A 19,268-nucleotide genomic window follows, 5' to 3' on the forward strand; every position below is an offset into this window, starting at 1 on the left:
TACCTGGCTGATGATCGACGTCGTGTGTTTGGCGCCCCAGGTGTTGGTGCCCACGAGGATGCCGTCGCCGGCGATTTGCAGGGTTGTTGCAGCCAGGGCCTGGTGATTGCCTTGGGCCAGCGCTTTAGCCCATTGCCGGGAGTGTTTGCCGAGATCGATTGCCGCAGCCGCAGCACCAAATCCAAAGGCACCCAGCCCAGCGATACCACTCCAGCGCCCTAAACGGCTCATGGTGTTGAGCTTGCCGGCGGCGCTGTCCATTTGCACGATATATGCCTGAAGGAGTGTTACCGACAGGCCCTGTACAGCGGCAAAACCTGCCGCCGACATTCCAATCAAGGACTCTGCGAAAGCTGCTTTATCAGAAAAAGAACGGTCATTGTTTTTTATGATTGCACTCAAAACCTCCACAAACTTCTGCCCCTGATAAACCAACAGCAACAACGCAATCCCGTCCCCCCCGGACTTCAACGCACTCATCAGTGGCTGGCCAAACGTCCCCGTGGCGCGGAAATCACGCACGGTGCGCACCATTTCGTCACGCAACGCCGGGGCCATGCCATCGATCACGGTGCCGATTTGCCAGGGGCCACCCGCGCCAACGGTCAGGGCCCGGCTGAGGTGGTCTTCCAGCGGCACCAGCGCGGTCTTGAGACTAATGATCCGCTGGTTGAGCCTCTGCTCGCCGCCGGGCTCGGTCAGGCCATAGATTTGCCGCGACAACTCGCGATGGCGCTGTTTGTAGGTGTCCTTGAGCTGGCGGCGCAGGTCGAGCGCGGCATCGCGGGTCTGGTTGAACGCCTGGATTTCCGCCGCCGACGCCGCCCGCAGGGTCAAGCCGCTGCGGGAAAACTCGCGTAACAGTTGCAGGCGTGCCGGCACGCCCAGGTCACGGATGAAGTTGTTGGGGTCGATTGGCTGATATCGTTTGAATTCTGCGTGCGCCCGCTCCAACTGATCCGCTGCGATCAATTGATGCGCTGGCATGTAGGCCCCGTCCAACAAACTCTGCAGCCCCCTGAACCGCGTATTCAGGTCCTCAAAGTTCGGCAACCGCTCATTCATCAGGCTTCTGAACTGGTTGCTCAGCACATTCACGCTGGCAAGGCTTTCCGGTGCCGTGGCGAGGGTGATCGAGAAATTGCTCAGGTCCATGAGTTTCTTGCTCAGGTCGAGCTGATCGGCCCGGGTCAGGGTGTCCAGCCCCGGCACCACGGTGAGCAGGTTGCTTTGCAGGTAGGCGGCCAGTTTTTCGGTGGCTTCGCGGTCACCGCACAGGGCGGCCACGCAGACGAATTCGGTCTCCAGGCGATGGCGGATCTGGGCATCGCTTCGGAAGTCGTAATACCAGGCGGCACGGTGGAAATGGCCGGCGACGATCATGTTCAAGCGGTCTTCGCGAATCACCTGCAGGCGCTTGTGCCAATGGGCCAGCAGCGTTTGCTGCTGGCGGACAAATGCTTCCATCCCGGCCCGATTGACCAGATGATCAATGCCGCGCTGGCCGATAGCCTCGCCGTGCAACGTTTCCCAGGTTTGCCCGTGGAGCCTGGCAATGGTGTCTCGATGCTTTTGCCACAGCGCCACGCCCAGGGCGTCCTGCAGGTTGACGGCGGCGCGTGCATAAGGATCGCTGGCCGCCGCCTTGCGCCAATGGGCCTCGTCGCCATGGATCGGCGGCCCGTCATGGTCACGCCGGATGCGCAGATACTCTTCAAGGGCGGCCTGCTGCGCAGGGTCGGTGTCTTCTATCAGGGCGTTGACATCGGCATCGCGGGTGGCCAGCGCCTCGAGGCGCGCCGGTGTCACCTCGTACAAGGACTGGATGTAGGCACCGGTGAGGTACTTGCGCTGGGCGTCGTCGTCGGCGCTCCATTGCTCGATCCAGTCCGCGACTTGCAGCTGGGCGCTGGCCAGGTCGCGCATCACCCCAAAGTCATCGCGCAAGACCAGGAACAGGTAGTCGTTCTGATGATCCCCCAGCACCTGGCTGGTGAGTGCTTCGATCGCCGTGGCCTTGAACAGCGGCCTGTCTTCCCAGCCATAGGGCTGGCGCGCTTGCGGGTGGGCGCCTTCGGGCAACGGCTCGCGGCCCTGGGCTGGCGCGCCCGCTTCAGCGACCTCGGCCAGCCAGGTTATCGCCTGGCGCAGGCTCAGCAAATCGGCGCCGCCCCGGTCTGGACAGGCTTTGGCCAGCTCGATGCGTTGCATCAAGCGCTCGCGCTCGGTGGCGTCCTTGAGCACTTGCGAACACTTGTAGGCCGTCCACTGGATTTCCGAATAGCTGGCAAACAAGGTGTGCCGGCGGGCGAAGACCAAGTGCGGTTCACCCACCGCCGTGGTGCGCGTATCGCCCGCCACCTCCGGGCCCTGCCACAGCAGCTTGCTGATCTGCCCCTGTTCGACGCGGTATTCGTGCAGGTAGCCGGTGCCGCTGTCGATGATGTACAGGTAACCGTCGCGCAGCAGGCGTATGCCCAGCGGCTGGCTGTTCAGCTTGAGCGGCAGGGTCAGTTCGGATGAGGGATCAAGGTGTTCGACCAGTCCATAACGCAGCGGCAGCAACTGCACTTTCTGGCTCATCAGGGGACACAGGCCCATGGGCGAACGGATGTCCTGGGCGCTCTTGGCCATGGCGGCGATGTTGGCAGCGGATTGCGGCGGTTTCTGAGTGGTCATGGCTCGTCTCCCGGAAGCTGGGTCGAGCGCTGATGTGCCAGCTCCGCTGCACGTTGCACGCGGCTCAACGGTGATTGTTGGGTCGACACTGTCAGCAGCTCGACGATGTCCGGGTGATGGGTCAATGGCTGGCCGGCCAGATAGCCGAAGTCGTGACAAATAGCAGGGGTCTGCAGCACTAACTGCGCCGCATGGGTCGACCGGAACATACGCTTATCCTTAAGCAAGGAGGAAAAGAAGTGCGATGTTCAAACCGTCCCTGGTTCGTGCTCGCGAAAATTGGCACGCACGCTACCAAGGCAAAAAGCGGATAGATGTAGGAAGAATCTTTAAAGTCGGAAGGACTTGTCCTTTACGAGACAAATACCCTGCTGAAAATCAGGGTCTGATCCACTGGGCTTTTCGTGTCTGCTGCATTTCAGCCCAAGTTGCCTATACTGCGTTCGAATTCGGCCAGCCGCAGTGTTTGCCATCACCCAAGCCAAAAAGGAGTTTGCCTCATGACCGAAGACTCAAAAATCAAAGGACCGGCGTCTTACTTCCCCTCCATTGAAAAAAAGTACGGGCAGCCTGTCACTCACTGGCTGAATCTGCTCGAATCAGTCAGCGGCAAGAAGCATATGGAGTTGGTGGCCTTACTCAAATCCGAACACGGTATCGGCCATGGTCATGCCAACGCGTTAGTTGCCCACTATTTGGCTTCAGCTAGAAGCGACTGACTACACGGCATCATTGGGGCCTTCTCGGCGCTGCGATGGGGCCAATCAAGCCGAATCCGCCGCTCTTCCGGATCTAGCAGTCTGACATGAACCATTGTTTATGCTGTTATTCACACTCCTGCATTAATGGGTGTGTTAACTGGATATGAACCGCAACTAATGATTTATTCGCGATCTACTGACAATTCCATCACATTTCAACCGATAGCCTTGACGGTCCAGACGCTTCACCGACGTCACGGCGAGCGCAACGTGCGAAACTCTCATGAAAAAAACGTTAGTCAGTTTTCTAAAAAGTGAACAGGGTGCGCTGATACTTCTGCTGAGTGTCTCCGCGCTCTTGATGCTTTTCGGGTTAGGTGCCAGAGAGCTTTGGGGCCCGGAAACCCGCTGGGCAAACATCGCCCTGCAGATGATGCAAACTGGCGATTATTTCGACCCTTATCTCAAGGGCACGCCCTATTACGACAAGCCACTGCCTTCCTATTGGTTGATTACCGCCACTGCCCATTTGATGGGTGGCCTTGGGAATTGGTCGCTGCGACTGCCCACGGTCTTGTCGGCGTGGGTGAGTGTCTGGCTGGTCTACCTGATCGGTGAACAGTTGTATCGCAAAGGCACCGGCCTGATCGCTGGCTGGTTTCTGGCGACGACGTTCTTTTTCGTATTCTGGGCCCGGGTCGCCACGGCGGACATCCTCACGGTTTGCGGTGTCCTGGGTGCGGTCTGGTGGTATTGGCGCGGTCCGAACGATACGCGCCTGAGTCGCTACATCGTGTTTTTCCTGATACTGGCGCTGACCTCGCTGTTCAAGGGCTTGATCGGGTTCATTCTTCCCGGGCTGATCCTGCTGCCGCACTTGCTGGGCGAAGGGCGCTGGAAAAACCATCTCAATCCCCGCCTGTGCCTGGCGCTCCTGGTGGCAGGCGCGTTCTACATGCTGCCGTTCCTGCTGTCGCAACGCTACGGCACGCCAAGCTACGAACAGAGCGGGCTTGATCTGGTCTTTCGGGAAAACGTGGTCCGATTCTTTCAGCCTTTCGACCACATTGGCCCGATCTACACCTATCTGCTTTATCTGCCGGTCTACACCCTGCCTTGGGCTCCCTGCTGGATACTCGGCCTGTGGGTGGCCGTGCGCAGCTGGAAGCACACCGAGCCCAACGTTCGCTGGCTGATTGGCGGCCTGGGGCTGCTGTTCCTGTTCTTTACCGCCAGCGGCAGTCGACGCAGCTATTACGTATTGCCACTGGTGCCGTTTGCCCAGTTGCTGGCGGCCTGGTGGGTTACCCGACGCATGGCCGAGCGAGAAGCCGCCGGTAAAGTCAGCGGCCCAGGCTGGACCAAGGGCATTGCCGGCGCGGCTGTTTTTTTACTGTTGATTCTGGGGATCGTCTATCCCTGGACCAACGGCGGAGACGGCGGGGTCATGCAGTTCAGCAAGGATGTGCGTGCCGAAGCCAGCAAAACGGCGCCGTGGAACGAATGGCGCCTGGTGCTGGTGGACGTCGACAACAAGCTGCCCATGTACCTGCAAAACCATGGCTCACCGTTTTATTACGTTCAGCCGGACTCGGACATTCCGAAAAGCGGTGACAGCGCGGCACTCATGGCGTGGCTGGAAAAGAAAAGTGGCGAGCGCTGGAATCCCGAACGCACGATCATTGTCGAGCCGTACGAGGACATCAATCGATTGCCCCTGGGCTATCTGACTGCCGATCATCAGTTGATCACCACCAGGCCCAACAACGGAGCCCGCTTGACTCACTCCCATGAAGCCGGCAGTGCTGCGTACATTCCCAAGGTGAAAACGGGCGACTGAGGTCCCTCTTTTCCGCGTGCATAACCCTCGTGGATATTCGGGGGTGGTCGACCGACCACCCCCCATCAGGCATACACATCCTTACCGCGTAGTCATTCGCTCCCCTCACTGAACCGCCGATTCAGTGGCAGACATTTTTTGTTTGCTACTATTACTGCACGGCATCGAGGTCTGTGGCTTGCAAAGTCAGTTGTCACCTCCCTGGCATGGATTCACTCCTTTCAAATCTGCCAGACCAAAGGGAGCTGCGATGCGCCTTCCATTTCTTTATGCGTTGTCCACGCTCGTTTTTTTGAGCGGCACCCCTTGCTTTGCGCAGGCAGCGGATACCGCCACCACCCTCCCAGCCGCCAGTGCACCGGCCCCGGCGCCCGCTAAAGATGCCGTGTTTACCCAAGAGCAGCTGGATCAAATGCTGGCGCCGATTGCGCTTTACCCGGACTCGTTGCTGGCACAGGTACTGATGGCGACGACCTACCCTGGTGAAGTGACCGAAGCGGTCACCTGGTCCAAAGCCAATCCGGACGCCAAGGGCGATGACGCGGTCAAGCAAGTGGCGAACCAGCCATGGGACCCCAGCGTGCAGGCGCTGGTCGCCTTCCCCCAGGTGCTGGCGACGCTGGGACAGGACCCTGTGTGGGTACAGCGCTTGGGTGATGCCTTCCTGGCGCAACCGGATGATGTCATGGAGGGCGTGCAACGCTTGCGTCGCCAGGCGCAAGCCGCCGGCAACCTGCAGAGCAACCAGTATCAGAACGTGACCATCCAGAATGTGGCGGCTCCCGCCCCGGCACCGGCACCCGCCGCGACGAGTTCGGCCCCCGCTCCGGCCCCTGCCAGCAGCAGCTCCACCATCATCATTCAACCCGCCGATCCGCAGGTGGTGTACGTCCCCACCTATAACCCGACCACCACCTACGGCACCTGGCCCTATCCGGCGTCGCCGCCGGCCTACTACCCACCGCCGCCGGCCTATTACCCCGGCCAGGCGTTGATGGCCGGGCTGGCGTTCGGGACCGGGGTGGCAATCGTCGGCGCGTTGTGGGGTGAATGCGACTGGGGCAATAACGACGTCGATATCAACGTCAATCGCTACAACAACATCAATGGCAACAACCGAATCACCAATAACAGCTGGCAGCACAACCCCGTGCATCGCAATGGCGTGCCCTACCGGGACACCAGAAGCCGCGAACAGTACGGCCGTCAACTGGACGGCGCCAATCAGCGTCAGGCCTACCGGGGGGAAGATGCCCAACGCGCCCAGGCGCGTGACAAGGCCCGTAGCTCAATGGACAAGCACGGTATCGAACGGCCCGCCACCAGCAACCTCGAAGCCCGGGATCGTGCGCGCGAAGCCCAGGCGCGAGACTCGGGCAATCGGTTACAAGCCGGTGCAGACAAATCCAGGGCATCAGACAGAGCCAACGCCACAGACAGACCGAAAGCGACTGACAGAAGCCAGGGCACGGCCAGGAATACTCGGGACAATCAGCAGCCCAGGAAAGAGACGGCGCAAGGCAATCAACGCGCACAAGGCAATGCACAGGCACGCCAGACCACGCAAAACCGGCCGGCCGCGAAGCCCGCCAGCCGTGGCAGCGCCCCCGACAATGCCTTCGCTGGCGCGCGCTCACCGTCCCAGGCCAACCTGCAAGCCAGTCGTGGCCGGGCCAGTCAGGCATCCGTTCAGCGCCCCAGCGCCTCGCGTTCAGCCGGCCAGCAGATCAGTCGGCCTTCCACTCCACCAGCGCGTCAAAGGGGGGGCCGCCGTTGAATAACCATCCTCGAGTACCGGCTCTCAAAGGCCTGCTTGGCAGTGCCCTGGCGATCACGGCCGGTTTGGCCTGGTCCTGCATGGTCATGGCACAGCAGGCGTTTCCCACCCCTGAAAAGGCCGCCCAGGCGTTCGTCGAAGCACTGGGCACAAAACACGCGGATCAGAAACGCCTGACCGAGTTACTGGGCAACGAATGGCGCACCTACATCCCCCGCGAAGGCGCGGAGCGCAAAGACGTGGATGCGTTTTTGAAGCAATACCGCGAGCAACACGGCATTGAAAAAACCAGTGATGGCAAGGCCATTCTGTCGGTGGGCAGTGACCACTGGACATTGCCCATTCCCATGGTCAAAAGCGCACAAGGTTGGCACTTCGACATCAAGGCCGGCAGTGCCGAGATCCGTGCCCGTCAAATTGGCCGCAATGAACTCGCCGCCGTGCAGTCGGCACTGGCCTATCACGACGCCCAGATGGACTACGCGTCAGTGGATCGTGACGGTGACGGCGCACTTGAATACGCGCAGAAAATCTTCAGCACCCCGGGCAAGCACGACGGGCTCTACTGGGCGGACGACAACAGTGGTCAGATCAGCCCGCTGGGCCCCGAGTTCGGCAAGACCATTGACGGCCAGGACTGGCATGGTTACCACTTCCGCATCCTCGATGGCCAGGGCCCTTCGGCACCGGGCGGCGCCTATAGCTACCTGATCGGCGACAAGATGAGCCGGGGCTTTGCACTGATCGCCTGGCCGGCACAATACGGCGAGAGTGGCGTGATGAGTTTCATGATCAGCCATGACGGTCAGGTATTCGAGAAAGACCTGGGGCCCGACGGCGAGAAGCTGGCGCAGTCGATGAAGCTGTTTGATCCGGATGACAGTTGGAAAGTGGTGCCTGCGGATGACGAGCGGCCGGATTGACTATGGACGGCGGCTAGCCGGTTTGCCCGGCCAGCCGCGATGGCGATTGAAGACTCAACAGCCACTGACTCAATAGGACTTTTTCGTTCCCGACGTGCCGGCGCGGCTCAAGCCTTTTGTGTTGTGGTCCCCTGGAGTCGAGGTCGAAATAGCCGAGGCTTTGGTCAGGCCGCGAGTAGTTTTGGAATGGGCGATGCCCGAGGTGGTCGCGCCATGACCACGATCGTGATTGCGATCACTGCCATAGTGGTTGCCGCTTATCCCGTGGTCACGAACCGCCTTGCCGGCATGATCGCTGCTCAGCCCATTGCCACGGCCATTACTGGCAGAACCACCGTCGTGATCCGAATCGCTGTGACCGCTACCCTCACCACCGCCCTTACCGGTGCCACCATGGCCACCACCTTCACCGCCATGACCACCACCACCACCACCACCACCACCACCACCACCACCACCACCACCACCACCATCCTTCGCGTAGGCGGCGTTCATGATCGACAGATCAGCAGGGAGTAACGGAGCGGCTGCCAGCATCAGGGCGCAGGACATTACAGCAATGAGACTCTTGTTCTTCAAAAGCATGGTCGCTTCCATAGGGTTGATATCGCGAACTGTATGACGCGATAAATCAACGCCGGTTCAAATCCTGCGACAGACGGAATAGCGGTCGCTGCCTGAGTCACTTCGTATCATCACGCCCACAAGTGGTTAGCCGATCCCCCTATCAATCCCGTCGATGTCCACCATCACATTAATGAAGTTCTCTTAAAAAACCGGCGGCGTAACATGAGCTCCATACCCAACAAACAACACCCCCGGAGCACACGATCATGAAACGCCAAACCCTCCTCAGCATCGCTTTTTCGATCTTTGCAGTGAACGCTTTTGCCGCTACCTCTGTTCAGCCTGTTGTCGCTGAAGGCGGCTCGGATCGTCTGATTGAAAGCCGTGTGGCTGAAGGGGGTTCTGACCGCCTGATCGAAAACCGCGTCGCTGCCGATGGCTCCGACCATCTGCAAGGCAACACTGTCGCCGCCGATGGCTCCGACCACCTGCAAGGCAACACTGTCGCCGCCGATGGCTCCGACCACCTGCAAGGCAACACTGTCGCCGCCGATGGCTCCGACCATCTGCAAGGCAACACCGTCGCCGCCGACGGTTCCGATCATCTGCAAGGCAACACCGTCGCCGAAGGTGGTTCCGATCGCCTGATCGAGAACCGCGCTGCCTGAGTCATTCGCCCTGGCGCAGTACCCCGCAAAAAGCCCGGCCTGATCAGCCGGGCTTTTTCTTGGGCGCCCGTTTTGTGCTTGATCGATTATCCTGTGGCACCCCGCTCCACCCTGCCATGCATCTATCGGAGACACCTGTGCCCCCCTTGACCGCTCGCGAGGTTTATCAGCAATTGCGTGACGTCGCCCAAGGCATACGCACGCTAAAGCGCCTGAACGAACAAGCCGTGGCCGGCCAAGTGCTGGTCGACATCGAGGGTTGGCGCTTGATGCTTGAGGTCGAGGCGCATCAGCTGCGCCACTGCCTGCATTGCCTGAGCACGGACGGTCGTACGCTCGCCGGTTGGCAGCGTTACGGCACCGACCCGGTGAGTCTGCTCAGCACTTGGGAGCTGGCGCAGATTGAGCGGCGGCTGGCCGCGCCTGAGTCCGCTTGATTGCGCCGCGACCACTCGTCCGTTCGTCGCGCCTGTGCTACATAACACCGCTGTGTGAACTCCGTTCCCGATGAGGTCTGCTTATGCTCCACTTCCCACGCCTTTCGCCGTTGCTGACGGGCGCCCTGCTCGGCGTTCTCGCCAGCGGCACCCAAGCCGCTGCTGCCACCCCGGCACCCGATACGCTGCAACCGTTGCTGGCCACGATCAATGAGCGCTTGAATCTTGCTGATCAGGTGGCGTTGACCAAATGGGACAGTGGCAAGCCGATCCAGGATACCGCTCGGGAGACGCTGGTCATCGCCAATGCCCGCAGGCAGGCAATCGAACACAAACTGGACCCGGACGACGCCGCCGAGTTGGTCGCCGCCCAGATCGAAGCCAACAAGCTGGTGCAGTACGGGTTGCTGGCGCAGTGGCAAGCGGCGAGCAAGGCGCCTGACGTGCCACGACCGGACCTCAATAAAATCAGGCCCCAACTGGACGAGTTGCAGAACCGTCTGTTACAGCAATACGCCGATTTCACGCCTTATCGCGTGGACCCGGACTGCCCGGCCTGGTTGGCCGCCCAGTGTTCCAGCCTGATCAAGGATGCGTTGCATGGCCAGGCGCTGATACGCGCCACCGGGGAGCTGTGCATCACTGAACAATGAGGCCAGCGGTATTCGGCGGGCGGGCGATGGCGTTCTTGAGATGGCCTTCGCCGGCAAGCCGGCTCCTACATAAAGCCAGCGGTACCGCCATTGACTGCGTCGATAGTCACCATTGACTCAATGAAGTTCTCTTAAAAAATCCGCGGCGTAACATGAGCTCCATACCCAACAAACAACACCCCCGGAGCACACGATCATGAAACGCCAAACCCTCCTCAGCATCGCTTTTTCGATCTTTGCAGTGAACGCTTTTGCCGCTACCTCTGCTCAACCTGTCGTCGCTGAAGGCGGCTCGGATCGTCTGATTGAAAGCCGTGTGGCTGAAGGGGGTTCCGACCGCCTGATCGAAAACCGCGTCGCTGCCGATGGTTCTGACCATCTGCAAGGCAACACTGTCGCTGCCGATGGCTCCGACCACCTGCAAGGCAACACTGTCGCTGCCGATGGCTCCGACCACCTGCAAGGCAACACTGTCGCCGCCGATGGCTCCGACCACCTGCAAGGCAACACCGTAGCCGCCGATGGCTCCGATCATCTGCAAGGCAACACCGTAGCTGCCGATGGCTCCGATCATCTGCAAGGCAATACTGTCGCCGAAGGTGGTTCCGATCGCCTGATCGAGAATCGCGCTGCCTAAGCCGCTCGCTCTACCGCAGCACCCCGCAAAAGCCCGGCCTGATCAGCCGGGCTTTTTCGTGGGCGATATTTAAGCGAATCTATGGCTCCCCTCACAGGATCCTCTCCATGAGCAAGACTGAAACGCTGGCCAAAATCGTGCTCGGTCCCGTGTTGCTCATGCAGGGTATGTACACCCGGCGGGTCACGCCGAAATTGCCGGAAGCCGAGGGTGAACGCGAAGGTGTGGCTGGCATTGGTGAGGACCTGCGTGTGCTGATTCTCGGTGACAGCGCCGCAGCCGGGGTCGGTGCACCCACGCAAGCCGAAGCGCTGAGCGGCCAGTTGGTCAGCCGCCTGGCCACGGATCATCAGGTGTTCTGGAAGCTCTGGGCGCGCTCCGGGCTGGACTCCCAGGCGCTGCTGGATCTGCTCGCACAGCGTGCGCCGGAACGCTTCGACGTGGCGCTGCTGTCCATTGGTGTCAACGATGTCACGAGTCAATTGTCGGCCGAGCAGTGGATCGCCCTGCAACAGCGATTGATGGACGTGCTGCGCGACCAATTCGCGGTGAAGCAGATCATCCTGTCCCCGCTCCCGCCCATGCACCTGTTTCCCGCCTTGCCGCAACCGCTACGCTGGTACCGGGGCAACCGGGCGGCGCGCTTCAACACTCGGCTCGCCGGGCTGGCCGCGGGCAACGATCACTGTACGATGCTGACGACCCGGCTGGCGCCCGTGGCCGGTTCGATGGCGCGGGACGGTTTTCATCCAGGCCCGGCGATCTACAGTGTGTGGGCCGACGATGCCGCCCGGGCCATTGCCCGGCGCTGTCGAGCCAGCGCATCAGACAAGGTTTGAACCACAACAATAAACAGGAGTTGAAAATGTCCGGACTGAAACTGCATCCCAATGCCGCAGCGTCCTTGAACCAGTGGCACGAGATGATCCGCAGCGGCGACCTCAGTGCCCTGCCCGGTTTGCTCGACCCCAACGCGGTGTTCCGCTCGCCCATGGCGCACACGCCGTATTCCGGCGCGCCGGTGGTCTCGATGATTCTCAACACAGTGTTCAACGTCTTCCGGGACTTTGCCTACCACCGCGAATTGGCCACGGACGACGGCTTGAATGTGGTGCTGGAGTTCAGCGCCATGGTTGGCGAAAAACAACTCAAAGGCATCGACATGATCCGTTTCAACGAAGAAGGAAAAATCGTCGATTTCGAGGTGATGGTCCGTCCGTTGAGTGGCTTGCAGGCACTGGGCGAGGAAATGGGACGACGCCTGGGCGCTTATCTGGCCGCCAGCAAAGCCTGATCTTCTCTGCAATCAGCAAACTGTGGCGCCGCTGAGCTTGCAGCCGGGACCAGGACGCGGAGCCTTGGCGTGTGCGCAAACCGGGCGTCGGTGGCATCATCTCCGGCTACCAAGGCTTCGATGCCTTAGCACCCACCGTCAATGTCTCTGATCGACCAAGGAAGTCCCTGATGCCTATCAAACCCCTTCTGCTCTGCGCCAATGCGTGCCTGGCCCAGACTGCCGGGGGCCAGCGATGACGGCGATTATCCGGCCGCGCCCGTTGCTGACAGGCCTCGGTCTGTTGTTGCTGTTGATGTTCTGGATGTCCCTGGCCCTCGGGCCGGTCAGCTTGCCGCTGGGTGATACCTTGCTGGCCGGGTTTCGGCTACTCGGATTGCCACTGAACGGCGGCGACACCCAACAAGCGGAGCTGATCCTCGGCCAGATCCGCCTGCCACGCAGCTTGCTCGGCATCACGGTCGGTTCGGTGCTGGCGCTGTCGGGTGTGGCCATGCAGGGGTTGTTCCGCAACCCGCTGGCCGACCCGGGGCTGGTCGGCGTGTCCGGTGGTGCGGCGCTAGGCGCGGCTCTCGCCATCGTCGGCGGCAGCCTGCTCGGTGGCTTGCCGCCGGTCATCGAGCCGTACCTGCTGTCGGTCTGCGCCTTCGCCGGCGGCCTGATCGTCACGGCGATCGTTTATCGCTTCGGGCGTCGCAATGGCCAGACCGATGTCGCGACCATGTTGCTGGCGGGTGTGGCCATGACGGCCATGGCCGGTGCCGGGGTCGGGCTGTTTACCTACCTGGCGGATGACGCCACGCTGCGTACCCTGACGTTCTGGAACCTGGGCAGCCTCAATGGCGCCAGCTACCCGCGCTTGTGGCCGTTACTGATCGTCGCGATCGGCGTGGCGATGTGGTTGCCTCGTCGCGCGGCGGCACTCAATGCGCTGCTGTTGGGCGAGTCGGAAGCCCGTCACCTGGGTTTCAACGTCGAGCGGATCAAACTGGAGCTGGTGCTGTGCACCGCGCTGGGCGTCGGTGCGGCGGTGGCGGCCGCGGGCCTGATCGGTTTTATCGGCCTGGTGGTGCCCCACCTGATGCGCCTGCTGGTCGGCCCCGATCACCGCGTCTTGTTGCCGGCGTCCTTGCTCGCCGGGGCCAGCCTGTTGTTGCTGGCCGATCTGGTCGCGCGCCTGCTGCTGGCGCCGGCCGAGTTGCCGATTGGCATCGTCACCGCCCTCATCGGTGCTCCCTTCTTCCTTTACTTGCTGGTACGGGGGCGCTCCTGATGCTGCGGGCAAACAACCTGGCGGTACAGCGCGGCCGTCGCACCGTGCTGGCGGGCATCGATATCCAATTGCAGGCGGGGCACGTCCTCGGCGTCCTGGGGCCCAACGGCGCCGGTAAGAGTACCTTGCTCGCAGCCTTGTGCGATGAGCTGCCCGCCAGCGAAGGCACAGTCAGCCTCGACGGACAACCGCTGGCCGGCTGGCCGGGTCAGGAGCGGGCCAGACGCCTGGCAGTGCTGCCGCAGAGTTCGAGCCTGAACTTTGCTTTTACGGTCAATGAAGTGGTGGGCATGGGCCGCTTGCCCCACGCCAGTGGTCGCGTGCGCGATGGCGAAATCGTCGCCGAGGCGCTCCGTGCTGCGGACGCCTTGCACCTGGCCGAACGCAGTTATCTGGCCCTGTCCGGGGGTGAGCGCCAGCGTGTGCACCTGGCCCGCGTGCTGGCGCAATTGTGGCCCGGTGCCGAGGGACAGATTCTGTTGCTCGACGAACCGACCTCGATGCTCGACCCGCTGCACCAGCACACCATCCTGCAAACCGTGCGCGATTTCGCCGGGCGCGGTGTGGCCGTCCTGGTGATCCTGCACGACCTCAATCTGGCGGCACGTTATTGCGATCACCTGTTGCTGTTGCAAGACGGTCGCCCCCGCGCCTACGGTACTACAGACGCAGTCCTGACGGCCGAAACCCTGGAAGCGGTGTATGGCCTGCAAGTGCTGATTCAGCGGCACCCGGAACGTGGCCATCCATTGATTATCGCGCGCTGACCCGCCTGTGCCCGTTGTGTACGAGGCAACCATCGACTCACAAGGACATCCCATGCGCATTCTGTTGCTCTGCCTGTTCAGCCTGCTGGTGGCCTGCCAATCCCGTCTCGTGGCACCGACGCCGCCACCGATGGCCCCGCAAGGGCGGGATCACGCCGACTTCGGGGTCATCCGCGAACTCGCCAGCGGTCGCAGCCTCACGCCGCAGCAACTGGTCGAGCGCCTGGCCAGCGCGCCGCGGGTGCTGGTTGGCGAACAACACGACAACCCTGACCACCACGCCCTGCAACTCTGGCTGCTGCGCGAAATGGCGGCACAACGTCCCCAGGGTAGCCTGCTGATGGAAATGCTCAACCCCGACCAACAGGCCAGGGTCGATGCCGCGCAGGCCGCCAGCCGTGCCGGTCAACCACCGGCCGATCCCTATCAGGCGCTGGCCTGGCAAGCCAATTGGGATTGGGGCGTTTACGGGGCCGTGGTCAACTATGCGTTGCGTCAACCGTACCCGCTGTTGTCAGCCAACCTCGACCGCTCGCAGATCCTGCAGATCTACCAACAGCCCCCGACCCTGAGTGGTGCAGCGTCCAACACGCCGCAGGTTCAAGCCACCTTGCTGGACGACCTGCGCGCGTCCCACTGCGGGTTGCTGCCTGAAACGCTGCTGCCGTCCATGCTCGCGGTCCAGCAGCAGCGCGACCGGCGCATGGCCGAGCGCCTGCTGGCCGCGCCAACCCCTGCCCTGTTACTGGCCGGGGCGTTCCATGTGCGCAAGGACCTGGGCGTGCCTTTGCATTTGAAGGATCTCGGCGCCAGCCAGGACAGCCTGGTGTTGATCCTGGCCGAAGCCGGCAAGACCGTGAGCGCCGAAAGCGCTGATTACGTGTGGTATACGGCGGGGCAAGCGGAACAGGATCACTGTGCGCAATTGCGTCAGTGAGCCGACATGCAAAAGGGTCGGCGGTGTGTCATTGCATGGACATTTGCATTGGATCTGCAACCGTCAAGCCACCGCTACACCAGAACAATACGTTTCAGCTTGGCGTTCAGTGCGGCGAACGCCGGTTCGGTACTGGCCTTGTGGTTAGTGATGAGCACATCGATGCGTTCTGGCGGGCAGAAGGCGACGCGGCTCTCCACGCCAATCTTGCTGTAATCGGCGAGGATGACTACGCCTTCGGCATTGTCGGCCATGGCGCGCGCCACTTCGGCTTCGCGGTGGTCGTAGTTGCTGGCACCACGCTGGGCGTCGATGCCGACCGGCGACAACAGCGCCAGATCGGCCCGATAGCGGCCAATTTCCGCCACCGTGGTGCTGCCGACCGTCGCCGGCGCACGATCATCGAGTGAGCCGCCCAGTACGAGCACCTCGTTGTGCCGACCGCCTGACGCGGCGGGGTTGCGAAGTTGCAGCGCGACGTTGAACGAGTTGGTGATCACAGTCAGCCCTCCCAGCTTGGCCAACTCTTCGGCAAGGATGACGGTGGTGGTGCCCGCGTCGATGAACACCGTCTGCCCATGCGACAGCAGACTGACCGCGGCGCGCGCAAGGTCACGCTTGAATTTGACGTTGATGTTCGCCCGCTCGGCGATGGGCGCTTCGTCCTCAACGCGGATGGCGCCACCGTGAATCCGTTTCAATTCCCCCTGTTCTTCCAGAGCGACCAGGTCGCGCCGTACCGTCTCGCGAGAAACATTCAGCTCCGTGACGATGCGGTCGGTGGTGACGCGCTGCAAGGTCGATAGCAGTGCGCGGATTCGCTGGTAACGCTCTTCTTGCCACATACCGGGTGTCCCTGCTGTTCGAGTCGCTGTCCGAGCACGCATTGTGGAGGGGCATCAGTCGCTGTCAAGTTTGGCGGGACCCGGCTGATACGGTCTGTGCGTCATGTTTGTGTAATATTGAGGCTTTATTGTTTTTTTGTGTATTTGGAGCTAGCCTCGTGGCCGGACGGATTCTTCCCCTCGTCCGTATTTCGAAACACGCTTTCGCCATCGCCTCGGTTGTAACCTCTCGTCTAGAAGTAGGAGCTATGCCATGCAGCGTCGCCAGTTTCTGAACACCCTCGCCACCGTTTCCGTCGTCTCTCCGCTGTTGTTGTCATCGCGTATAACGCAAGCCGCCACGCCCCCGGCCACACCGAGTGCGCTGGACCCGGCGCGCTGGTCGCCGCTTAACCAAAAGCGTCTGCAGGCGGTGATCGATGAGCACGGCGTCAAAAGTGCGTCCTACCGTCCTGACCAGCGCCCATACGCGGTGTTCGACTGGGACAACACCTGCATCATGAACGACTGTGAAGAAGCGCTGCTGGTCTACCAGATCAATCATTTGCAGTACAAGCTGACGCCCGATGAGTTCGCTGCTGTGGTGCGTCAGGACGTGCCAAACGGCGCGTTCATGAAGGACTACACCACGGTGGACGGCAAGCCGGTCAAGATGGAAGACATCGCCAGCGATGTGGAAGCGGATTACCGCTGGTTGCACGCCAACTACAAGGGGCTCGCCGGCGACAAGAGCCTGGAAGAGATCCAGGCCAGCGAGCAGTACAAGGATTTTCTCGCCAAGCTCTACTTCATGTACGACGCGATCTGCGACAGTTATCCGGTGGAGATCGGCTACAAGTGGATTCTGTATTTCTACAAGAACATGACCACGGCTGAGTTGCAGGCGATGGCCGAGGCCTCCAACAACTATGCTATCGGCGACGCGCTGCGCAAGGTCAAGTACGAGAGTTCGCGCACATTGCCGGGCAAGGCCGGGGTGGTGGCCGACACCCACTTTCATGGCATCCGCATCCATGAGGAGATTCGTGGCCTGATGCACACGCTGCGCGCCAACGGCATCGACGTCTATGTCAGCACCGCCTCGATCGACGATGTGGTACGCGTGTTTGCAGGCAATCCTCATTACGGATACGGCGTGCCGCCTGAGAACGTGATCGGCCTGCGCATGGCGATGGAAGACGGCAAGTACACCACTCGCTATCAGCCAGACTGGCACTTCAATTACGGTCCGGGCAAGACCGTCGGCATCAAGAACGTGCTGGTTAAACAGAAGGGCTATGGCCCGGTGTTGGTGGCTGGCGACAGCGATGGCGATGCCTGGATGCTGCGCGACTTCAACGATACGGCGGTGGGGCTGATCGTCAACCGCATGAAGAAGGGCGAGATCGGCGCCGACAGCCAGCAGGCCGCTACCCAGTTGGGCAAGCCGGACGCGCGTTTCGTCCTCCAGGGGCGCGATGAACACACCGGTCTGATGATTCCAGACGAGAAATCGCTCAAGTACGGCAAAGACGAGCTTAAGTTGCTGGCTTGATGGCACTGTCTGGCGGGTGGCCGACGGCCATCCGCCAGCGTAAGTGCAAGTGCAACTCACCTTGTACCTGCTGACTGCTTTTGACCGTGCTCTGCCGATCAGGGTTACAAAGCGGGCGGGTTAAATCGGATGCAATCGGTGGTCAGGTCGAATGGGTGTTTGAGTTGGGGTAATTTCCCAGGCCTGTCACTGCGCCGGAAAAGTCTGAAGATAGGCCAGCAGATTGTCGATTTTTTCCTGATCGCTGATGCCCCAGAAGATCATCCGTGTACCGGAGACCACAGCTTTGGGATCTTCGATGTACGCAGCGAGCTTTTCCCGGGTCCAGACCACGCCCGAGGATTTCATGGCGTCGGAGTACTGGTAATCGGTGGTGCTTCCGGCCGTGCGCCCGATGATGCCGTTGAGTTGCGGGCCAAAGAAGGCTCGCGCTGACTCGCCGATCTGATGGCAGCCCCCACACACACGCTTGAACAGTTTGCCGCCCGCCTCGGCATCACCGGCCGCAAAGGCTTGCGTACCCGACAAACCTGCCTGAAGCAGCAAGAAGAAGGTCAGCACCGCAGCTTTGTTCATGTACAGCTCCAGATCAGTAATGAGGCACGGCAAAAAGGGGCGGCCATTTCACCATGTCCAGCGCCTTTATCGAAGGGATTGTTGCGGGTTCATGGGCGAAACGCCTTGCACGCCACCCTGCCTATGAGGGCGAGCTTTTGCTCCCGGCCTCTTGAGCGCAAATCGCTGATGGCAGTCTGATACAGGCCTTGGCAGACTAGTGCCCCTTGTACCCCGGCCTGCACTTTTATAAGGAGAGAAAACTGATGGTCACTTGCTACCTGAAATACGTGCTCGACCCCTACAAGCTCGACGCATTCGAGCACTACGGCAAGCTGTGGATACCCCTGGTGGAGAAATTCGGTGGCCAGCATCACGGCTACTTCCTGCCGTCCGAGGCTGCCAACAACATTGCCCTGGCGATGTTCACCTTCCCCAGTCTGGCGGCTTACGAAACCTATCGCCAAGAGTCGATGAACGACCCGGCGTGCATTGCTGCGTTCAAGTACGCCGAAGAAACCCGCTGCATCCTCAGCTATGAGCGCAGTTTCTTCCGGCCGGTGTTCGGTTAAGGGCCATCCGCGATTTGAAGCGCCGGGCTCAGCCCTGCTTCAAATCCAGGCAGTAGGTGTAGTAGCCCGGATCGCGCACATACCCCAAAGACTCATACAAGCGCTGCGCCGTGTGGTTGTCGATGGCGGTTTCCAGGGTCATGCCCTTGGCGCCACTCAACCGTGCGAAATCGCGGGCGGTGTTCATCAACAGGGTGCCAACGCCTTTGCCGCGAGCGGCGGGCGCGCTGAACAGGTCGCCGAGCAACCAGGTGCGGTGCGCGTCGATGGAGGAAAAGGTCGGGAACATCTGCACGAAACCCAGGGCTTCGCCGCTGGCGTCCTCGGCATAAAAGATCACCGATTCGTCACGGGCGATGCGCTCGGCGATGAAGTCACGGGATTGCGGCAGGTTCGATGGCTGACCGTAGAAGCCGCGATAGGCGTCGAATAACGGGGCGATCTTGTCGATGTGCGAGGCGTCGGCGCGCAGGGCCTGGATAGCCATGAGGGTGCTCCATTGCGGTCTCAAGGATCTACAGACTAGCAATGGAGGCTCAATCGAGAGGTAATATTTTCCTGAAAAGAACACGACCCTATGTGGGAGCGGACTTGCTCGCGAAAGCGGTG

Annotated in this window: 21 protein-coding genes; 15 read left to right on the forward strand and 6 right to left on the reverse strand. The window is 61.1% G+C overall.

Features of this window, described 5'->3' with window-relative positions; genetic code table 11:
* On the reverse strand, positions 1-2,679 hold a 2,679-nt coding region (locus ACVWYU_RS29690; RefSeq protein ID WP_457374398.1), incomplete at its 3' end, for a toxin VasX.
* Positions 2,676-2,888 carry a hypothetical protein gene (locus ACVWYU_RS29695; RefSeq protein ID WP_457374399.1) on the reverse strand — a complete coding sequence of 71 codons (213 nt, stop codon included), beginning with the start codon at positions 2,886-2,888 and terminating at the stop codon, positions 2,676-2,678. The genes ACVWYU_RS29690 and ACVWYU_RS29695, both read right to left, overlap by 4 nt.
* Positions 2,889-3,179: 291 nt before the next feature.
* On the opposite strand from ACVWYU_RS29695, the gene ACVWYU_RS29700 reads away from it, so the two are divergent.
* The 4 genes from ACVWYU_RS29700 to ACVWYU_RS29715 all read left to right on the forward strand — a co-directional run bounded on the left by ACVWYU_RS29700 (position 3,180) and on the right by ACVWYU_RS29715 (position 7,920).
* Positions 3,180-3,398: a DUF4287 domain-containing protein gene (locus tag ACVWYU_RS29700; protein ID WP_248915224.1), complete on the forward strand. Its 219-nt coding sequence runs from the start codon at positions 3,180-3,182 to the stop codon at positions 3,396-3,398.
* Positions 3,399-3,663: 265 nt separating this feature from the next.
* Positions 3,664-5,220: an ArnT family glycosyltransferase gene (locus ACVWYU_RS29705; RefSeq protein ID WP_247258253.1), complete on the forward strand. Its 1,557-nt coding sequence runs from the start codon at positions 3,664-3,666 to the stop codon at positions 5,218-5,220.
* A gap of 250 nt (positions 5,221-5,470) precedes the next feature.
* Positions 5,471-6,997: a DUF3300 domain-containing protein gene (locus tag ACVWYU_RS29710; protein ID WP_457374400.1), complete on the forward strand. Its 1,527-nt coding sequence runs from the start codon at positions 5,471-5,473 to the stop codon at positions 6,995-6,997.
* Positions 6,998-7,077: 80 nt separating this feature from the next.
* Positions 7,078-7,920, forward strand: a complete 843-nt coding sequence (locus ACVWYU_RS29715) for a DUF2950 domain-containing protein (protein ID WP_390959992.1) — start codon at positions 7,078-7,080, stop codon at positions 7,918-7,920.
* 69 nt (positions 7,921-7,989) lie between these two features.
* Here the strand turns inward: ACVWYU_RS29715 and ACVWYU_RS29720 are convergent, their stop codons facing one another.
* The gene (locus ACVWYU_RS29720; RefSeq protein WP_457374401.1) at positions 7,990-8,505 is read right to left on the reverse strand and encodes a hypothetical protein; all 516 of its coding nucleotides are present in this window, start codon (positions 8,503-8,505) and stop codon (positions 7,990-7,992) included.
* 248 nt (positions 8,506-8,753) lie between these two features.
* Here ACVWYU_RS29720 and ACVWYU_RS29725 point away from each other — a divergent pair, with 248 nt between their 5' ends.
* The 9 genes from ACVWYU_RS29725 (at position 8,754) to ACVWYU_RS29765 (ending at position 15,153) form a co-directional block, all read left to right on the forward strand.
* Entirely contained in the window at positions 8,754-9,155 is a 402-nt protein-coding gene (locus ACVWYU_RS29725) for a hypothetical protein (protein WP_457374402.1), read from the forward strand.
* Between the two features lie 137 nt (positions 9,156-9,292).
* Positions 9,293-9,592 carry a DUF7693 family protein gene (locus ACVWYU_RS29730; protein ID WP_248915227.1) on the forward strand — a complete coding sequence of 100 codons (300 nt, stop codon included), beginning with the start codon at positions 9,293-9,295 and terminating at the stop codon, positions 9,590-9,592.
* An 83-nt stretch (positions 9,593-9,675) separates the two neighbouring features.
* Positions 9,676-10,245 carry a chorismate mutase gene (locus ACVWYU_RS29735; RefSeq protein WP_457374403.1) on the forward strand — a complete coding sequence of 190 codons (570 nt, stop codon included), beginning with the start codon at positions 9,676-9,678 and terminating at the stop codon, positions 10,243-10,245.
* A 196-nt stretch (positions 10,246-10,441) separates the two neighbouring features.
* Positions 10,442-10,882 (forward strand): hypothetical protein, encoded by a 441-nt coding sequence (locus ACVWYU_RS29740; RefSeq protein ID WP_457374404.1) that lies wholly within the window; start codon positions 10,442-10,444, stop codon positions 10,880-10,882.
* Between the two features lie 107 nt (positions 10,883-10,989).
* Positions 10,990-11,721, forward strand: coding sequence for an SGNH/GDSL hydrolase family protein (locus ACVWYU_RS29745; RefSeq protein ID WP_457374405.1), 732 nt, complete (start codon positions 10,990-10,992; stop codon positions 11,719-11,721).
* Positions 11,722-11,747: 26 nt separating this feature from the next.
* A complete protein-coding gene (locus ACVWYU_RS29750) occupies positions 11,748-12,176 on the forward strand; it encodes a nuclear transport factor 2 family protein (RefSeq protein ID WP_248915229.1) in 429 nt (142 codons plus the stop codon).
* A gap of 289 nt (positions 12,177-12,465) precedes the next feature.
* On the forward strand, positions 12,466-13,449 hold the full coding sequence (locus ACVWYU_RS29755; RefSeq protein WP_457374415.1) for a FecCD family ABC transporter permease: 984 nt from the start codon (positions 12,466-12,468) through the stop codon (positions 13,447-13,449).
* Entirely contained in the window at positions 13,449-14,216 is a 768-nt protein-coding gene (locus tag ACVWYU_RS29760; protein WP_457374406.1) for a heme ABC transporter ATP-binding protein, read from the forward strand. Before ACVWYU_RS29755 ends, ACVWYU_RS29760 begins: the two co-directional genes overlap by 1 nt.
* A 52-nt stretch (positions 14,217-14,268) precedes the next feature.
* On the forward strand, positions 14,269-15,153 hold the full coding sequence (locus tag ACVWYU_RS29765; RefSeq protein ID WP_457374407.1) for a ChaN family lipoprotein: 885 nt from the start codon (positions 14,269-14,271) through the stop codon (positions 15,151-15,153).
* A 74-nt stretch (positions 15,154-15,227) separates the two neighbouring features.
* On the opposite strand, the gene ACVWYU_RS29770 is transcribed toward ACVWYU_RS29765, so the two are convergent.
* A complete protein-coding gene (locus ACVWYU_RS29770) occupies positions 15,228-15,998 on the reverse strand; it encodes a DeoR/GlpR family DNA-binding transcription regulator (protein ID WP_457374408.1) in 771 nt (256 codons plus the stop codon).
* A 253-nt stretch (positions 15,999-16,251) separates the two neighbouring features.
* Here ACVWYU_RS29770 and ACVWYU_RS29775 point away from each other — a divergent pair, with 253 nt between their 5' ends.
* Positions 16,252-17,532 (forward strand): haloacid dehalogenase-like hydrolase, encoded by a 1,281-nt coding sequence (locus ACVWYU_RS29775; protein ID WP_457374409.1) that lies wholly within the window; start codon positions 16,252-16,254, stop codon positions 17,530-17,532.
* Positions 17,533-17,718: 186 nt separating this feature from the next.
* Here the strand turns inward: ACVWYU_RS29775 and ACVWYU_RS29780 are convergent, their stop codons facing one another.
* Positions 17,719-18,108 carry a c-type cytochrome gene (locus tag ACVWYU_RS29780; protein ID WP_457374410.1) on the reverse strand — a complete coding sequence of 130 codons (390 nt, stop codon included), beginning with the start codon at positions 18,106-18,108 and terminating at the stop codon, positions 17,719-17,721.
* A gap of 245 nt (positions 18,109-18,353) precedes the next feature.
* On the opposite strand from ACVWYU_RS29780, the gene ACVWYU_RS29785 reads away from it, so the two are divergent.
* Positions 18,354-18,659 carry an NIPSNAP family protein gene (locus ACVWYU_RS29785; protein ID WP_457374411.1) on the forward strand — a complete coding sequence of 102 codons (306 nt, stop codon included), beginning with the start codon at positions 18,354-18,356 and terminating at the stop codon, positions 18,657-18,659.
* 28 nt (positions 18,660-18,687) lie between these two features.
* Here ACVWYU_RS29785 and ACVWYU_RS29790 read toward each other — a convergent pair whose 3' ends face one another.
* Positions 18,688-19,146, reverse strand: coding sequence for a GNAT family N-acetyltransferase (locus ACVWYU_RS29790; protein ID WP_457374412.1), 459 nt, complete (start codon positions 19,144-19,146; stop codon positions 18,688-18,690).
* Positions 19,147-19,268 lie beyond the last annotated feature (122 nt).

The sequence above is a fragment of the Pseudomonas sp. TE12234 genome, from assembly GCF_054061835.1.

What these genes read in the sequence shown, in the direction of transcription:
- ACVWYU_RS29785 (WP_457374411.1), top strand. Translation starts at nt 18,354, where the DNA reads ATGGTCACTTGCTACCTGAAATACGTGCTCGACCCCTACAAGCTCGAC.
- ACVWYU_RS29715 (WP_390959992.1), top strand. Translation starts at nt 7,078, where the DNA reads ATGGTCATGGCACAGCAGGCGTTTCCCACCCCTGAAAAGGCCGCCCAG.
- ACVWYU_RS29745 (WP_457374405.1), top strand. Translation starts at nt 10,990, where the DNA reads ATGAGCAAGACTGAAACGCTGGCCAAAATCGTGCTCGGTCCCGTGTTG.
- ACVWYU_RS29705 (WP_247258253.1), top strand. Translation starts at nt 3,664, where the DNA reads ATGAAAAAAACGTTAGTCAGTTTTCTAAAAAGTGAACAGGGTGCGCTG.
- ACVWYU_RS29710 (WP_457374400.1), top strand. Translation starts at nt 5,471, where the DNA reads ATGCGCCTTCCATTTCTTTATGCGTTGTCCACGCTCGTTTTTTTGAGC.
- ACVWYU_RS29760 (WP_457374406.1), top strand. Translation starts at nt 13,449, where the DNA reads ATGCTGCGGGCAAACAACCTGGCGGTACAGCGCGGCCGTCGCACCGTG.
- ACVWYU_RS29735 (WP_457374403.1), top strand. Translation starts at nt 9,676, where the DNA reads ATGCTCCACTTCCCACGCCTTTCGCCGTTGCTGACGGGCGCCCTGCTC.
- ACVWYU_RS29790 (WP_457374412.1), bottom strand. Translation starts at nt 19,146, where the DNA reads ATGGCTATCCAGGCCCTGCGCGCCGACGCCTCGCACATCGACAAGATC.
- ACVWYU_RS29695 (WP_457374399.1), bottom strand. Translation starts at nt 2,888, where the DNA reads ATGTTCCGGTCGACCCATGCGGCGCAGTTAGTGCTGCAGACCCCTGCT.
- ACVWYU_RS29700 (WP_248915224.1), top strand. Translation starts at nt 3,180, where the DNA reads ATGACCGAAGACTCAAAAATCAAAGGACCGGCGTCTTACTTCCCCTCC.
- ACVWYU_RS29765 (WP_457374407.1), top strand. Translation starts at nt 14,269, where the DNA reads ATGCGCATTCTGTTGCTCTGCCTGTTCAGCCTGCTGGTGGCCTGCCAA.
- ACVWYU_RS29775 (WP_457374409.1), top strand. Translation starts at nt 16,252, where the DNA reads ATGCAGCGTCGCCAGTTTCTGAACACCCTCGCCACCGTTTCCGTCGTC.
- ACVWYU_RS29770 (WP_457374408.1), bottom strand. Translation starts at nt 15,998, where the DNA reads ATGTGGCAAGAAGAGCGTTACCAGCGAATCCGCGCACTGCTATCGACC.
- ACVWYU_RS29750 (WP_248915229.1), top strand. Translation starts at nt 11,748, where the DNA reads ATGTCCGGACTGAAACTGCATCCCAATGCCGCAGCGTCCTTGAACCAG.
- ACVWYU_RS29780 (WP_457374410.1), bottom strand. Translation starts at nt 18,108, where the DNA reads ATGAACAAAGCTGCGGTGCTGACCTTCTTCTTGCTGCTTCAGGCAGGT.
- ACVWYU_RS29720 (WP_457374401.1), bottom strand. Translation starts at nt 8,505, where the DNA reads ATGCTTTTGAAGAACAAGAGTCTCATTGCTGTAATGTCCTGCGCCCTG.
- ACVWYU_RS29740 (WP_457374404.1), top strand. Translation starts at nt 10,442, where the DNA reads ATGAAACGCCAAACCCTCCTCAGCATCGCTTTTTCGATCTTTGCAGTG.
- ACVWYU_RS29725 (WP_457374402.1), top strand. Translation starts at nt 8,754, where the DNA reads ATGAAACGCCAAACCCTCCTCAGCATCGCTTTTTCGATCTTTGCAGTG.